The sequence below is a fragment of the Terracoccus luteus genome (assembly GCF_003635045.1).
Taxonomy (GTDB): Bacteria; Actinomycetota; Actinomycetes; order Actinomycetales; family Dermatophilaceae; genus Terracoccus; species Terracoccus luteus.
This window is the reverse complement of record NZ_RBXT01000001.1, coordinates 472,579-486,003: the sequence shown is the minus strand read 5'-3', so window position 1 is coordinate 486,003 and position 13,425 is coordinate 472,579. Positions and strand designations below refer to the sequence as shown.

The window sequence follows — 13,425 nt, the reverse complement described above, 5'->3', positions numbered from 1 at the left end:
CAGCGGGCGCCGAGCCTCAGGCCGACTCCTTGCGCGGCCGCTTGGCGCGCGGCTCGGCGGGACGACGCACGATCGTCGGCAGCACGTTGTCGAGCACGACCTCGCGGGTGACGACGACGCGGGCGATGTCGTCGTCGCTCGGGACGTCGAACATCACGGGGAGCAGGACCTCCTCCATGATGGCGCGCAGCCCGCGCGCCCCGGTGCCGCGCAGCAGTGCCTGGTCGGCGACGGCCTCGATGGCGTCCTCGGTGAACTCGAGCTCGACCCCGTCGATCTCGAACATCTTCTCGTACTGCTTCACGAGCGCGTTGCGCGGCGTGGTGAGGATGTTGACGAGCGCCTGCTGGTCGAGCGGCGCCAGCGTCGTCAGCACGGGCAGGCGGCCGATGAACTCGGGGATGAGCCCGAACTTGAGCAGGTCCTCGGGCATGACGTCGCTGAAGCTGTCGGAGAGGTCCTTGGGGTTGTGCAGGGGCTGGCCGAAGCCGAGGCCCTTGCGCCCGGAGCGCGACTCGATGATCTTCTCGAGGCCCGAGAACGCGCCACCGACGATGAAGAGCACGTTCGTCGTGTCGATCTGGATGAACTCCTGGTGCGGGTGCTTGCGCCCACCCTGGGGCGGCACCGAGGCCGTCGTGCCCTCGAGGATCTTCAGCAGCGCCTGCTGCACGCCCTCGCCGGAGACGTCGCGCGTGATCGACGGGTTCTCGCTCTTGCGGGCGATCTTGTCGACCTCGTCGATGTAGATGATGCCCGTCTCGGCCTTCTTGACGTCGTAGTCGGCCGCCTGGATGAGCTTGAGGAGGATGTTCTCGACGTCCTCGCCGACGTAGCCGGCCTCGGTCAGGGCCGTGGCGTCCGCGATGGCGAAGGGGACGTTGAGCATCTTCGCGAGCGTCTGGGCCAGGTAGGTCTTGCCCGAGCCGGTCGGGCCGATGAGCAGGATGTTGCTCTTGGCGATGTCGACGAAGTCGTCGTCGCGCTTGACGCCCTCACCGGCCTGGATGCGCTTGTAGTGGTTGTAGACGGCCACGGCGAGCGACTTCTTGGCGACGTCCTGGCCGATGACGTAGTTCTCGAGGAAGGTGAAGATCTCGCGGGGCTTGGGCAGGTGGTCGAGCCCGAGCTCGCTGCTCTCGGCGAGCTCCTCCTCGATGATCTCGTTGCACAGGTCGATGCACTCGTCGCAGATGTAGACGCCCGGACCGGCGATCAGCTTCTTGACCTGCTTCTGGCTCTTCCCGCAGAAGGAGCACTTGAGGAGGTCTCCGCCTTCTCCGATGCGTGCCACTGAAAGCTCCTGGTCCGTCGACGACTGCGCGGATGCGCACGGCCGGCCCCCACCGCGGGCCATCACCCATTTAACGTCGGCGCCGCGGGCGGGCGCTCGCGCAACGCCGCTTGTCCGCTGACGGCTGACAAACAACCGCGGTGTCATTGCATCCGGGTGCGCACCCGTCTCGAGCGCAGCCCCAGCGCACCCGCGGCTCCCCCGCCCACGACGAACGTCGCCGCCGCACCACCCCCCGCGCCGTCGTGGCCGCACGTCAGGCCGGCGGGGCATCCGGCGCAGCGTCCGGCATCCGATCGTGCCCGGCTCGGGACTCGAACGAGTGGTTCGAGGCCGAACGAGTCGCCGGCAGCCGAAGACCGTGGCGCACCGGCGCGTTCGGCCACCAACAGTGAGTTCGACCTCCAACGGTTCGTTCGAGGAAGCCGCCGCCGGGGCGGGGCCGGGGACGGTCGCGCAGGGGGCCGAGGCGCGGTCAGGGGTCAGTGGCGCGGTCAGGGGGCGGTGAGGTCGTCCGCGATCGCGACGTACTGGGCGGCGGCGTCCTCGCGCGAGGTGCCGGCGAGCCTCGCCCACGCGTCGTGCTTGGCCCGCCCGACGGGGTTGAACGCACCGGGCCGCCCGTCGGTCACGTCACCGGACGTCGCCTGCTTGTAGAGGCCGTAGAGGCGCAGCTTGACCTCGTTGCCGGGGTCGGTCTGCAGCTGCTTGACCGCCGCCACCGCGGCCTCGAACGATGCGTCGGTCCCGTCACCCATGGGCCCAACCTAGCCGGATGCCGGGTGGCCGGGCACGCGAGCGGGCCCGGCCCGCGGTGGCGGACCGGGCCCGACGGCATCCGGTGCGGGGGTGGCTCCCCCGGTGGGCTCAGCTCTCGAGCGAGGCCTTGCGCGAGGAGAGCACCTCGTCGATCAGGCCGTACTCCTTGGCGGACGCGGACGACAGGATCTTGTCGCGCTCGATGTCCTCGCGGACCGTCTCGGACGTGCGCCCGGTGTGGTGGGCGAGGGTGTCCTCGAGCCAGGTGCGCATGCGCAGCACCTCGTTGGCCTGGATCTCGATGTCCGAGGCCTGCCCGTAGTCGCCGCCCGAGAGCGCCGGCTGGTGGATGAGGATGCGGGCGTTCGGCAGGGCGAAGCGCTTGCCGGGCGCACCGGCGCCGAGCAGCACGGCGGCGGCCGAGGCGGCCTGGCCGATGACGAACGTCTGGATGTCGGGCCGGACGAACTGCATCGTGTCGTAGATGGCCGTCATGGCCGTGAACGAGCCGCCCGGGCTGTTGATGTACATGAGGATGTCGCGGTCGGGGTCGAGCGACTCGAGCACGAGCAGCTGGGCGATGATGTCGTCGGCCGAGGCGTCGTCGACCTGCACGCCGAGGAAGATGATGCGGTCCTCGAAGAGCTTGTTGTACGGGTCCGAGCGCTTCATGCCGTACGAGGTGCGCTCCTCGAACTGCGGCAGGATGTAACGGCTCGACGGGCCGACCGGGGCCGACCCGAAGGCCGATCCGGCGTAGCGCCCGGCGGGCTGCCCGGCCGCGAAGGGGCCGTGGGGGGTGATGGTCATGTCAGTCTCCGTAGTCTCGTGTGGCCGTCGATCGGGCGGCGCTCAGGCGTTGTCGCCGGCGCCGGAGGTGTCGACACCCGGCCCGTCGGGCTTGGCCTCGGCCGAGACGCTGCCGTCCTCGGTCGCCTGGCCCGCGCTGGTGAAGACGTGGTCGACGAAGCCGTACTCCTTGGCCTCCTCGGCGCTGAACCAACGGTCGCGGTCGGAGTCCTTCGTGATCTGCTCGACGCTCTGGCCCGTGTGCTGCGCGATGAGCTCGGCCATCTGGGTCTTGACGTAGAGCATCTGCTCGGCCTGGATCTTGATGTCCGTCGCCGTGCCGCCGATGCCGCCCGAGGGCTGGTGCATCATGACGCGAGCGTGGGGCGTCGCGTACCGCTTGCCCTTCGTGCCGGCCGAGAGCAGGAACTGCCCCATCGAGGCGGCCATGCCCATGGCGACCGTCGCGACGTCGTTGGGGATCCAGTTCATCGTGTCGAAGATCGCCATGCCGGCCGAGATCGACCCGCCCGGGCTGTTGATGTAGAGCCAGATGTCGGCGTCGCGGTCCTCGGCCGAGAGCAGCAGCAGCTGCGCCGCGATGGCGTTCGCGTTGTCGTCGCGGACGTCCGACCCGAGGAAGATGATGCGCTCCTTGAGCAGACGGTTGTAGATGTGGTCGTCCAGACCACCCGGCATGGTGCCGTTGGCGGAGGTCTCCCTGTTCACCCAAGTCTCCATCGTCGAAGTCACCCAGCCCCGGGGCCGCAGGTCGCGGCGCTGATCTGGTGGGGCTGGCTCGTCACTGACCCTAACGCCCGGGCCCGCAGCCGGATTTCCCGCACCGGGCCCTGTTCGCCGTGAGCAGACAAACGCCGGTGACCGGTTCGACCGGGCACCGGCGTCGTCACCGACCAGCTGGCGCAGTCGTCAGCTCATCGAGCCAGAGTCCTGGGCGGACCCGCCCGCGTCCGAGGCCATCCGGGCCTCGTCGCTGTCGGGGGCCGCCTCGTCCGAGGCGTCGTCGAACGAGCCGTTGCCCTGCGGCTGCTCGAAGGTGTCCTCGATGCTCGGCTCGGCCGCGCCCCCGCGGCTGCCGTCGGTCTCGTCGGAGCCGAGGCCGGCCGCGTCCTGCGGGAGGGCGTCGCCCGCGACGTCGGCGTCCTGCCCGAGCGCCCCGTCGGCCTCGGTCGCGCTGCTGCCCGGCTCGGAGGGCCGGGTGAGGTCGGGGTGGTCGGAGGCGTTGGCCGCGCCCGCGCCGATGCCGTCGGCCCCCATGCCCGCGGTGTCCGCCGTGCCTGCCGTGCCTGATGTGCCGGTCGTGCCCGCCAGGTCCTCGGCGCTGCTCGTGTCGCTCATGTCGGCTCCTTCGTCGCGTCGCACCGAGGGGCCGGATGCCGGTCGGTGGCCGTGCGCCTGTCGCGTACCCGCTGGCGCCGCCGGGACGCGCGAGAGGCCGGCTCCCCGCGGGAGCCGGCCTCTGCGCATCCGGGCCAGTCGGCCTCGGGACGGTGGTGCCGGGGTCAGGCCTTGGTCGGCACCGAGTCGTCGGTGTCGCCCGCCTCGATCGACTCGGTCGACTCGCTCGCCTCGACCTGCTCGGCGTCGACGCCGTCGCTCTCGTCCTCGTCACCCTCGGTGCCGGGGACGGCCTCGTTGAGGTCGACGACGTTGCCCGCGGTGTCCTTGACGGCGACCTTCTCGAGCACGGTGGCGAGGGCCTTGCGGCGCGCGACCTCGGCGACCATGGCGGGGATCTGGCCGTCCTGGTCGAGCTGCTGCGCGAACTGGTTCGGGTCCATGCCGTACTGCTGCGAGCTCATGACGAGGAACTCGATGAGCTCCTGCTGCTGCACCTGGACCTCCTCGCGCTCGGCGATGGCGTCGAGCACGAGCTGGGTCTTGAGGCCCTTGCGGGTGCTCTCGTCGACCTCGGCGCGGTGCTCGTCGTCCTCGAGCCGACCCTCGCCCTCGAGGTGGCTGTGCACCTCGGCCTCGACGACGCTGTCGGGGATCGGCACGTCGACCTTCTCGAGGATGGCGTCGAGCAGCTGGTCGCGGGCGGAGACGCCCTGGGCGAACTTGGCGTCGATCTCGGCCTTCTTGGCGAGGTCGGCCTTGAGCTCGTCGAGGGTGTCGAACTCCGAGGCGAGCTGGGCGAACTCGTCGTCGAGCTCGGGCAGCTCGCGCTCCTTGACGGCGGTCACGGTGACGGTGCACTCGGCGGGCTGGCCCTCGCGGTCGCCGCCGGCGAGGGGCGCGGAGAAGGTGCGGGTCTCGTCGGCGCTCATGCCGACGAGGGTGTCGTCGAGGCCCTCGAGCATGTTCTTGCTGCCGACCTCGTAGGAGACGCCGGTCACGGAGTCGATCTCCTCGCCGTCGATCGTGGCCGACAGGTCGAGCGAGACGAAGTCGCCCTCGGCGGCCGCGCGGTCGACGCCGACGAGGGTGCCGAAGCGGGCGCGCAGGGTCTCGAGGCGCTCGTCGACGGCAGAGTCGTCGGCGGTGACCTCGTCGACCGTCAGCTCGATGTCGCCGAAGTCGGGCAGCTCGATCTCGGGGCGCTTGTCGACCTCGGCGACGAACGAGAGGCCGTCACCGTCGTTGGCCGGCACCTGCAGGTCGCTGATCTCGGGCTGGCCGAGGGGGCGGACGTCGTTCTCCTCGAGCGCCTGGCCGTAGAACTGCGGCAGCGAGCTGTTGACGGCCTCCTCGAGCACGGCGGCACGGCCGACCCGCTGCTCGATGATGCGCGCGGGCACCTTGCCCTTGCGGAAGCCGGGCACCGTGATGTGCTCACCGATGTGCTTGATGGCCGCGTCGAGGCTCGGCTTGAGCTCGTCGAACGGGACCTCGACGGTCAGCTTGACCCGGGTCGGGCTGAGGGTCTCGAGCGCACTCTTCACTGCGGGGTACTCCATACGATCAGGGGGTTGGTCGAGGACAGGGTGAACCGACGCATCACTGTATCGGGCGGTGCGCCAACGGCTAAATGCGCGGATGCCGTGCGGCGGGGTCGGCGGGCGCCGCGCCTATGCTCAGGCCCCATGACGTCCGGACCGACGCCCAGCACGACGACCCACCTGCGACCCCTGCAGATGCTGACGGGGATCATTTTCGGCGGCTCCGTCATGATCTGCGCGGCCCGCGTCGTCATCGACGCCTCGGCCCCCATGCCCTCGTGGTGGGCGGTCGGCCTCGTCGTCGTCGCGCTGTTCGGCGCCGCGTACGCCATCAACGTCGCCGGGTACTCGGTGCCCGCGCTGCCGCACGGGCTCCCCCGTGAGAACGCGGAGGGCACGGCGCTGCGGCTGTTCTCGCAGACGACGGTGCTACGCGCGACCCTCGCCGAGGTGCCCGTCGTCGTCGCCTTCTTCTCCTCGTTCGCGTTCTCGCCGCACTCGTGGCTGACGATCGCGGTGGCCCTGCCGGGGTCGGCGGCCCTCTTCGCGCTGCACGCGTGGCCGTCGCTGCGCACGGCCGAGCGGGTCCAGGAAGGGCTCGAGGCCGACGGCGCCCGCAGCCACCTGACCGAGGCGCTCGGTATCGGGCGCAGGCTCAGTCGCTGACGGTCCCGCCGCTGCGCCAGTACTGCCCGTCGGCCCGGTCGAGGAAGCCCTCCTCGACGAGGTACCGGCGCAGCGCGGCGACGTCGGGGTGGTGGGCGCGGAGCGTGTTGTTGACGCTCGTCTCGTCGTAGCGACGGCCCGGCTCGAACTCCTGCGCGAGCAGGTCGAGCACGACGAGCCGTTTGCGTATCCTCGTCGGGATGCCGGTCAAGGTGCCGTCGGGCGCCACGAAGGCCCGGAGCACGGCGTCACGGTCGCGGAGGGCGTCCTGCAGGTCGGGTCGGTGCACGACGCGGACGCTACGACCGGGAGGTCCTGCTCCACAACCGGTTTCGAGCGGGTTCGGAGCGGTGGAGCGGGCGACGAGAATCGAACTCGCGTGATCAGTTTGGAAGACTGAGGCTCTACCATTGAGCTACGCCCGCAGGCCGCCGAGCGACCCGGCGATCCGAGGCGCTAGCCTACTGGTTCGCGCTCTGCCCGCCGAATCGACCGCCGCCCGCGCGGACGGTGTCGCCGGGGTCGGAGCGTCGCGGGGCATGGCGCAGCTTGGTAGCGCGTCCGCTTTGGGAGCGGAAGGTCGCAGGTTCGAATCCTGTTGCCCCGACACACGACTCGTGGCTCCGACTCCTCGGTCGGCACGCTGCGGTCACCTCACAATCAGCCGATGAGGTCGAGGCGCAGGTCCGTGATGGTCCTCCCCGCGGCCAGTCCCTTGGCCTCGAACCCCTCCGTCGGGCGCCACGACGGGCGCTCGGTGCGGTGCGCCTCGAAGCGCGGGTGGTTCGCCACCTGCTCGAGGACGTGCTCGGCGTAGTGGTCCTTGTCCGTCGCGACGAGGACGTGCCCCCCGGGTTCGAGCGCCCGCGCGAGCAGGTCGAGGTTCGAGGCCTTCACGAAGCGGCGCTTGGCGTGCTTCTTCTTTGGCCACGGGTCGGGGAAGAAGAGGTGGACGGCGTGCAGGGACGCGTCGGGCACGCGCGTCTCGAGGAGCACGACGGCATCCCCCGTCTCCACGCGCAGGTTCGGCACCTCGAGCTCGTCGGCGCGGGCCAGCATCCGGGCCAGCCCCGGGACGTGCACGTCCATGGCCAGCACGTCGTGCTCGGGGTGCGTCCGGGCGTAGGCGATGGCGGCGTGCCCGTGGCCGCAGCCGATCTCGAGCACGAGCGGCGCGGTGCGACCGAAGGCGACCGACGGCACCAGCGGCCCCTCCGGAAGGGCCCGGGTAGGGGCGAGAACGTCCATCCGCTCGCGGGTGAGGTCGGAGAACCGGCCCCGCCGGACGAAGCTGCGCACGCGGGCCGGGACGACGCCCTCCGGGAGGTCAGGCAGGTTCTCAGGCGTCTGGCTCACCGGGCGATGGTAGGGGCAGGGGTCGTGCGACCGGCCCGGGAGGGCTAGCGTGGAAGGACCGTGGCCAGCCCGCTGGCCTCCACGAGGACACGATCGAGAGGACACCACATGGGGATCTTCGACAGCGCCAAGGAGAAGCTGGGCGACCTGGTCGACCAGCACGGTGACAAGGCCGGCGACGGCGTCGACCGCGCCGGCGACATGATCGACGAGCGCACCGGTGGCACGTACGCCGACAAGGTCGACATGGGCCAGGACAAGCTCAAGGACGGCCTCGACGGGCTGGACGGCCAGAACGACGACATCGCCGACCGTCAGGCCTGACGAGCCCGCGACGTCGAAGGGACGGAGGGGCGGTGGCCACACGGCCACCGCCCCTCGGCGTGCCCGGGACGGCGGACCTGCGGTGGGACGCCGCCCCGGCGATGCTCAGGGACGCTCAGGGACGCTCAGAGACGCTCAGGGACGCTCAGGGACGCTCAGGGACGCCAGATGGTGACGACGGCGCGGTCGTCACCGCTGCCGGCCATGGCCGTCTCGCAGAGGCGCTGGGCGAGGCCGTCGAACCCGGTGGGGTTGGTGACGAACGACTCGGCCCGGCCGAGCATGCGGTCGATGCCGTCGACGAGGGCCTTGTCGCGCGACTCGATGACGCCGTCGCTGTAGAGCAGCAGGGCGTCGCCCCGGCGCAGCACCCCTGACTCGCGTGGGTAGTCGGCGTCCTCGATGACCCCGAGCAGCGGCCCGCGGCCGCCGTCGAGCAGTCGCCACCGGCCGGAGCCGGCGGAGAACTGGGCCGCCGCCGGGTGCCCCGCGTAGCCGATGGTGAAGGCCCCCGTGTCGAGGTGCACCGCGAGGTGCACGGCGGTCGCGAAGCCCTCGGGCCAACGCAGGCGCAGCAGGTGGTTGTTGGCCGAGCGCAGGAAGCCGCACTCGCTCATGGCGCCGAGCAGGCCGCCGAGGGCGCCGGAGAGCAGCAGCGAGCGCGTGCCCGCCTGTCGCCCCTTGCCCGAGACGTCGACGAGGGCGATCTCGAGGAGGTTGCCGTCGGTGGAGCGGGTGGCGACGACGAAGTCGCCGGCGAAGCCGTCGCCGTGGGCCGACTCGAGCGCCACCTCGGCCCGCCACGACGGCGGCAGGGAAGGCAGCCGGCCCTGGGCCCGGAGGCGGTCGCGCATGTCGACCAGCATCGACTCCCCCACCACCCCGACGACGCCGAGCTTGGCCCGGGCGGTGGAGAGCCAGAGCATGAGGGCGATGGTGAGCACGGCGATGCCCTGTGCCCCGAGGGTGGCGGGCTTGACCGGGCCGAGCCGCGAGCCGACGGCCACCATCGTGACGAGCAGGACGGCGTAGACGAGCACGAGCCGCCGCGGCTCGAGGAACAGGCCGGCGACGACGATGACGAAGACGAAGGCCGACCACGGCACCTGGGTCGGCCAGACGAGGATGGCCCACCCGATGGCCAGCCCCACGACGATGACCGCCGTCGTGCCGGGCCAGCTGGCCCGCTGCAGCCAGGGGGCGGCGATGACGAGGCGCCGGAGCCGACGGGGCGCGGCGTGCGTCAGTCGCGCGACGGCGGAACCGGGAGCCACGTTCGTCCTTCTCGGGATGGAAGGAGCCGACGCTGTCCCGTCAGGAGGCGCCGGCTCAGGATGCCGAGCCCTCCGCGCCCTGTGTGGCGGCCGGCAGCTCGCGCGAGGTCTCGTACGCCGTCACCATACCGAGGCGGCGTGCGTGCCGTGGCTCATCGGAGAATTCGGTGGAGACGAAGGCGTCGACGATCTCCTTGGCCACCTCGACCGCGGTGAACCGGGCGCCGATGGAGACGATGTGGGCGTCGTTGTGCTGGCGGGCCAGGCGGGCCAGCTCGGGCTCGTAGGCGAGGGCGGCCCGGATGCCGGCCACCTTGTTCGCGGCGATCTGCTCGCCGTTGCCCGAACCGCCGAGGACGACCCCGAGGGAGCCCTCCTCGTTCGCCACCGACTCCGCGGCCCGCAGGACGAAGACGGGGTAGTCGTCCTCCGGGTCGAGCTCGAGCGGTCCGTGGTCGACGACGTCGTGGCCGGCCTCGGCGAGGTGGGCCACGAGCGCGCGCTGCAGCTCGTAGGCGGCGTGGTCGCCGCCGATGTGGATGCGCATGCTTCCTCCGGGGGGGGACGTGCGCCGTGCGGGGCGCCGAGGGCCCCCCGCACGGCGGGCGGTCAGTCGAAGATGGGGCCCTGGGTGCGGGTGCGCTTCAGCTCGTAGAAGCCGGGGGTGCCGGCGACGAGCACGCAGCCGTCGAAGAGGCGCAGAGCGGCCTCACCCTTGGGAGCGGGGGTGACGACGGGGCCGAAGAAGGCGACGCCGTCGACGGAGATGACCGGGGTGCCGACCTCGTCACCGACGAGGCTGATGCCGCGCTCGTGGCTGGCCCGCAGCTGCTCGTCGTGGGCGTCGGCGTGGGCCGCCTCGGCCAGCTCGGCGGGGAGGCCGACCTCGGCCAGGCCCTGCTCGATGACGGCGTCGAGGTCGTCGCCCATGCCCTGCAGGTGGATCCGGGTGCCGAAGGCGTCGTAGAGCTTCTTGACGACCTCGTCGCCGTGCGCCTCGCGGGCGGCGATGATGACGCGCACCGGGCCCCAGCCCTTGTCGAGCATGGTGCGGTAGTCGTCGGGCAGGTCGCGACCCTCGTTGAGCACGGACAGGCTCATCACCGACCACGTGACGTCGATGTCGCGCTGGCGCTCGACCTCCATGAGCCAGCGCGAGGTCATCCAGGCCCACGGGCACAGGGGGTCGAACCACAGCTCGACGGCCGTGGAGCCCGAGGCCGGGCCGGAGGTGGAGCCGGTGCCGCCGGTGGCGGTGTCGTTGTCAGCCATGCGCTCATCATGGCACCCGGCACCGACCTCGGGGCGGGGGGCCGACGGGCGCCGCAGCCCCTGCCGCCCGTGCGAGGATGACTCCCGCGACGGCGCCGTCCGACCCGGACCGGCTGCCGCCCCACGACCGTCACGCCGCCCGGTGGAGCACCAGGACGGCGCGGTCGAGAACCGAGATCATCGCCACTCCAGGAGGACCCGCGTGCCCGGCACCAACCTGACCCGAGACGAGGCCGCCGCCCGCGCCCGCATCCTCGACGTGGGCTCCTACGAGGTCTCCCTGGACCTCACCACCGGCCCGACGACGTTCGGCACGACGACGACCGTCCGCTTCGGCTGCACCGAGCCCGGCGCCGACACCTTCATCGACCTCATCGCCGAGTCGGTCGAGAGCGTCACCCTCAACGGCACCGCGCTCGACCCGGCATCCGTGTTCGCCGACTCACGCATCGCGCTGTCGGGGCTTCAGGCCGAGAACGAGCTGACCGTGGAGGCCACCGGCCGGTACACCAACACCGGCGAGGGCCTGCACCGCTTCGTCGACCCGGTCGACGGCGAGGTCTACCTCTACACGCAGTTCGAGGTGCCCGACTCGCGGCGCATGTACACGGTGTTCGAGCAGCCTGACCTCAAGGCGAGCTTCCGCTTCACCGTGACCGCGCCGGCGCACTGGAAGATCATCTCGAACTCGCCCACGCCGCAGTCGGTCCCGGCCGGGGTGGCCGACGGGGTCGAGCGGGCCACGTGGGATTTCGCGCCGACCAAGCGCATCTCCTCGTACATCACCGCGCTCATCGCCGGCCCCTACGACGAGGTGCGCGACGAGGTGCAGACGCGTGGGGGCGTCGTGCCGCTCGGCGTCTTCTGCCGCCGCTCGCTCACCCAGCACCTCGACGCCGACGCCATCTTCGACTGCACCAAGAAGGGCTTCGGCTTCTTCGAGGCCGAGTTCGACCAGCCCTACCCCTTCGAGAAGTACGACCAGGTCTTCACGCCGGAGTACAACATGGGCGCGATGGAGAACGCCGGGGCCGTCACCTTCACCGAGGTGTACGTCTTCCGCTCCAAGGTGTCCGAGGCGAAGATCGAGCGGCGTGCGCTGACGATCCTGCACGAGCTGGCCCACATGTGGTTCGGCAACCTCGTGACGATGCGCTGGTGGGACGACCTGTGGCTCAACGAGTCGTTCGCCGAGTGGGCCTCGACGACGTGCCAGGCCGAGGCCACCGAGTGGACGAGCGCCTGGACGACGTTCGGCACGAGCGAGAAGGCGTGGGCCTACACGCAGGACCAGCTCAGCTCGACGCACCCCATCGCCGCCGACATGCGTCACCTCGAGGACGTCGAGGTCAACTTCGACGGCATCACCTACGCCAAGGGCGCGTCGGTGCTCAAGCAGCTCGTCGCCTACGTCGGGCGCGAGCCCTTCGTCGCCGCCCTGCGGCAGTACTTCCGCACCCACGCCTGGGGCAACACGACCCTCGCCGACCTGCTCGGCGAGCTCGAGACGGCATCCGGGCGCGAGCTCGGCGAGTGGAGCCGGCTGTGGCTCGAGACCGCGGGCGTCAACACGCTGCGGCCCGTGTTCGAGGTCGGCGACGACGGCCGCTACACGCGCTTCGCCGTCGAGCAGAGCGCCGCGGAGGAGTACCCGACGCTGCGCCCCCACCGGCTCGGCATCGGCCGCTACGCCGTGCGCGCAGCCGAGTCCGCCGACGGCGCAGCGGTGCTCGAGCGGGTCGGCTACGACGAGTTCGACGTCGACGGCGCGAGCACCGAGCTCGAGGCCCTCGTCGGGCAGGAGCAGCCGGACCTGCTGCTGCTCAACGACGCCGACCTCGCCTACGCGAAGATCCGCCTCGACGAGCGGTCGCTCGCGACGGCGCTCGCGCACCCGCGCGGCTTCACCGACTCGCTCCCCCGGTCACTCGTGCTCGGCGCGACGTGGGACATGACCCGTGACGCGGAGATGGCGGCACGCGACTTCGTCCGCTTCGTGCTCGAGACGCTGCCCGGCGAGAGCGACTCGACGCTGCTGCGCGTGCTCATCGGGCAGCTGTCGACGGCGGCGCGCCTCTACACCGCCCCCGAGCACCGGGCCGCGACCGGCGAGCTGCTCACCTCGTCGCTGCACGACCTCGCCGTCGCCGCCGAGCCGGGCAGCGACGCGCAGTTCCAGCTCGTCGAGGCCTGGGCCGCGAGCGCCGCCCGCGAGAGCGACGCCCCGGCCCTGCGGGCACTGCTCACGGGGGCCGACACCCTCGAGGGCCTCACCATCGACACGGAGCTGCGGTGGACGCTGGTCAAGGCGCTCGCCGCCGTCGGTGCCGCCGACGACGCCGAGATCCAGGCCGAGCTCGACCGCGACCCCACCTCGACGGGGCGCGAGCGCGCGGCCGAGGCGAGGGCGGCGCGTCCGACCGCGGAGGCCAAGGAGCAGGCCTGGGCGGAGGCCGTCGAGCAGAACACCCTGCCCAACCAGATGGTCGAGGCCGTGAGCGCCGGGTTCCGTCGCAGCACCGACCCGTCGCTGCTGCGGCCCTACGTCGAGCGGTACCACGCGGTGGCCGAGGAGGCGTGGGCCGCGCGCAGCGTCGCCATCGGCGAGCGGGTCGTCGGCGGGTTCTACCCCTTCTCGCTGGCCGACCGGTCGCTGGCCGCCGCGTCGCAGGCGTGGCTCGACGCCCACCCGGATGCCGCCCCCGGCCTCGTGCGCACCATCGCCGAGAACCGCGACGCGGTCGTGCGGGCGCTCGCCGCGCAGGAGCGCGACGCCCGGGGCGACTGA

Annotated in this window: 14 protein-coding genes and 2 tRNA genes; 4 read left to right on the top strand and 12 right to left on the bottom strand. The window is 71.7% G+C overall.

Annotation, left to right across the window (positions count from 1 at the left end; all coding sequences use genetic code 11):
- Positions 1-16 precede the first annotated feature (16 nt).
- The 6 genes from clpX to tig form a co-directional block, all read right to left on the bottom strand.
- Entirely contained in the window at positions 17-1,294 is a 1,278-nt protein-coding gene (gene clpX / locus DFJ68_RS02355; RefSeq protein WP_121030695.1) for an ATP-dependent Clp protease ATP-binding subunit ClpX, read from the bottom strand.
- A gap of 494 nt (positions 1,295-1,788) precedes the next feature.
- Positions 1,789-2,052, bottom strand: a complete 264-nt coding sequence (locus DFJ68_RS02350) for an acyl-CoA-binding protein (protein WP_121030693.1) — start codon at positions 2,050-2,052, stop codon at positions 1,789-1,791.
- Between the two features lie 109 nt (positions 2,053-2,161).
- Positions 2,162-2,863 (bottom strand): ATP-dependent Clp protease proteolytic subunit, encoded by a 702-nt coding sequence (locus tag DFJ68_RS02345; protein ID WP_221186318.1) that lies wholly within the window; start codon positions 2,861-2,863, stop codon positions 2,162-2,164.
- A gap of 42 nt (positions 2,864-2,905) precedes the next feature.
- Complete coding sequence (locus DFJ68_RS02340; RefSeq protein WP_221186378.1) at positions 2,906-3,541, bottom strand: ATP-dependent Clp protease proteolytic subunit; 636 nt, start codon at positions 3,539-3,541, stop codon at positions 2,906-2,908.
- A gap of 231 nt (positions 3,542-3,772) precedes the next feature.
- On the bottom strand, positions 3,773-4,201 hold the full coding sequence (locus DFJ68_RS02335; RefSeq protein WP_121030690.1) for a hypothetical protein: 429 nt from the start codon (positions 4,199-4,201) through the stop codon (positions 3,773-3,775).
- 164 nt (positions 4,202-4,365) lie between these two features.
- Complete coding sequence (gene tig, locus DFJ68_RS02330) at positions 4,366-5,748, bottom strand: trigger factor (RefSeq protein ID WP_121030688.1); 1,383 nt, start codon at positions 5,746-5,748, stop codon at positions 4,366-4,368.
- A gap of 141 nt (positions 5,749-5,889) precedes the next feature.
- Between tig and DFJ68_RS02325 the strand changes: the two genes are divergently transcribed.
- Complete coding sequence (locus DFJ68_RS02325; RefSeq protein ID WP_121030686.1) at positions 5,890-6,411, top strand: hypothetical protein; 522 nt, start codon at positions 5,890-5,892, stop codon at positions 6,409-6,411.
- Here the strand turns inward: DFJ68_RS02325 and DFJ68_RS02320 are convergent.
- Positions 6,401-6,700: a DUF2087 domain-containing protein gene (locus DFJ68_RS02320; protein WP_121030684.1), complete on the bottom strand. Its 300-nt coding sequence runs from the start codon at positions 6,698-6,700 to the stop codon at positions 6,401-6,403. The genes DFJ68_RS02325 and DFJ68_RS02320 overlap by 11 nt on opposite strands.
- 62 nt (positions 6,701-6,762) lie before the next feature.
- Positions 6,763-6,836 (bottom strand) — tRNA-Gly (locus tag DFJ68_RS02315).
- A gap of 108 nt (positions 6,837-6,944) precedes the next feature.
- Between DFJ68_RS02315 and DFJ68_RS02310 the strand changes: the two genes are divergently transcribed.
- Positions 6,945-7,018 (top strand) — tRNA-Pro (locus DFJ68_RS02310).
- A gap of 53 nt (positions 7,019-7,071) precedes the next feature.
- Here the strand turns inward: DFJ68_RS02310 and trmB are convergent.
- Positions 7,072-7,767 (bottom strand): tRNA (guanosine(46)-N7)-methyltransferase TrmB, encoded by a 696-nt coding sequence (gene trmB / locus DFJ68_RS02305; protein WP_245963405.1) that lies wholly within the window; start codon positions 7,765-7,767, stop codon positions 7,072-7,074.
- Between the two features lie 108 nt (positions 7,768-7,875).
- On the opposite strand from trmB, the gene DFJ68_RS02300 reads away from it, so the two are divergent.
- Positions 7,876-8,091 (top strand): antitoxin, encoded by a 216-nt coding sequence (locus tag DFJ68_RS02300; RefSeq protein ID WP_121030681.1) that lies wholly within the window; start codon positions 7,876-7,878, stop codon positions 8,089-8,091.
- A gap of 155 nt (positions 8,092-8,246) precedes the next feature.
- On the opposite strand, the gene DFJ68_RS02295 is transcribed toward DFJ68_RS02300, so the two are convergent.
- The 3 genes from DFJ68_RS02295 to DFJ68_RS02285 all read right to left on the bottom strand — a co-directional run bounded on the left by DFJ68_RS02295 (position 8,247) and on the right by DFJ68_RS02285 (position 10,637).
- A complete protein-coding gene (locus DFJ68_RS02295) occupies positions 8,247-9,365 on the bottom strand; it encodes a PP2C family protein-serine/threonine phosphatase (RefSeq protein ID WP_121030679.1) in 1,119 nt (372 codons plus the stop codon).
- Positions 9,366-9,420: 55 nt separating this feature from the next.
- Positions 9,421-9,912 carry a ribose-5-phosphate isomerase gene (locus DFJ68_RS02290; RefSeq protein ID WP_121030677.1) on the bottom strand — a complete coding sequence of 164 codons (492 nt, stop codon included), beginning with the start codon at positions 9,910-9,912 and terminating at the stop codon, positions 9,421-9,423.
- Between the two features lie 62 nt (positions 9,913-9,974).
- The gene (locus tag DFJ68_RS02285) at positions 9,975-10,637 is read right to left on the bottom strand and encodes a mycothiol-dependent nitroreductase Rv2466c family protein (protein ID WP_372498849.1); all 663 of its coding nucleotides are present in this window, start codon (positions 10,635-10,637) and stop codon (positions 9,975-9,977) included.
- A gap of 202 nt (positions 10,638-10,839) precedes the next feature.
- On the opposite strand from DFJ68_RS02285, the gene pepN reads away from it, so the two are divergent.
- Positions 10,840-13,425 (top strand): aminopeptidase N, encoded by a 2,586-nt coding sequence (gene pepN / locus DFJ68_RS02280; protein ID WP_121030675.1) that lies wholly within the window; start codon positions 10,840-10,842, stop codon positions 13,423-13,425.

Excerpts from the sequence above, each read along its gene's own strand:
- DFJ68_RS02340 (WP_221186378.1), bottom strand. The coding sequence starts at position 3,541 with ATGCCGGGTGGTCTGGACGACCACATCTACAACCGTCTGCTCAAGGAG.
- DFJ68_RS02335 (WP_121030690.1), bottom strand. The coding sequence starts at position 4,201 with ATGAGCGACACGAGCAGCGCCGAGGACCTGGCGGGCACGACCGGCACA.
- DFJ68_RS02285 (WP_372498849.1), bottom strand. The coding sequence starts at position 10,637 with ATGGCTGACAACGACACCGCCACCGGCGGCACCGGCTCCACCTCCGGC.
- DFJ68_RS02300 (WP_121030681.1), top strand. The coding sequence starts at position 7,876 with ATGGGGATCTTCGACAGCGCCAAGGAGAAGCTGGGCGACCTGGTCGAC.
- DFJ68_RS02345 (WP_221186318.1), bottom strand. The coding sequence starts at position 2,863 with ATGACCATCACCCCCCACGGCCCCTTCGCGGCCGGGCAGCCCGCCGGG.
- DFJ68_RS02325 (WP_121030686.1), top strand. The coding sequence starts at position 5,890 with ATGACGTCCGGACCGACGCCCAGCACGACGACCCACCTGCGACCCCTG.
- DFJ68_RS02350 (WP_121030693.1), bottom strand. The coding sequence starts at position 2,052 with ATGGGTGACGGGACCGACGCATCGTTCGAGGCCGCGGTGGCGGCGGTC.
- DFJ68_RS02290 (WP_121030677.1), bottom strand. The coding sequence starts at position 9,912 with ATGCGCATCCACATCGGCGGCGACCACGCCGCCTACGAGCTGCAGCGC.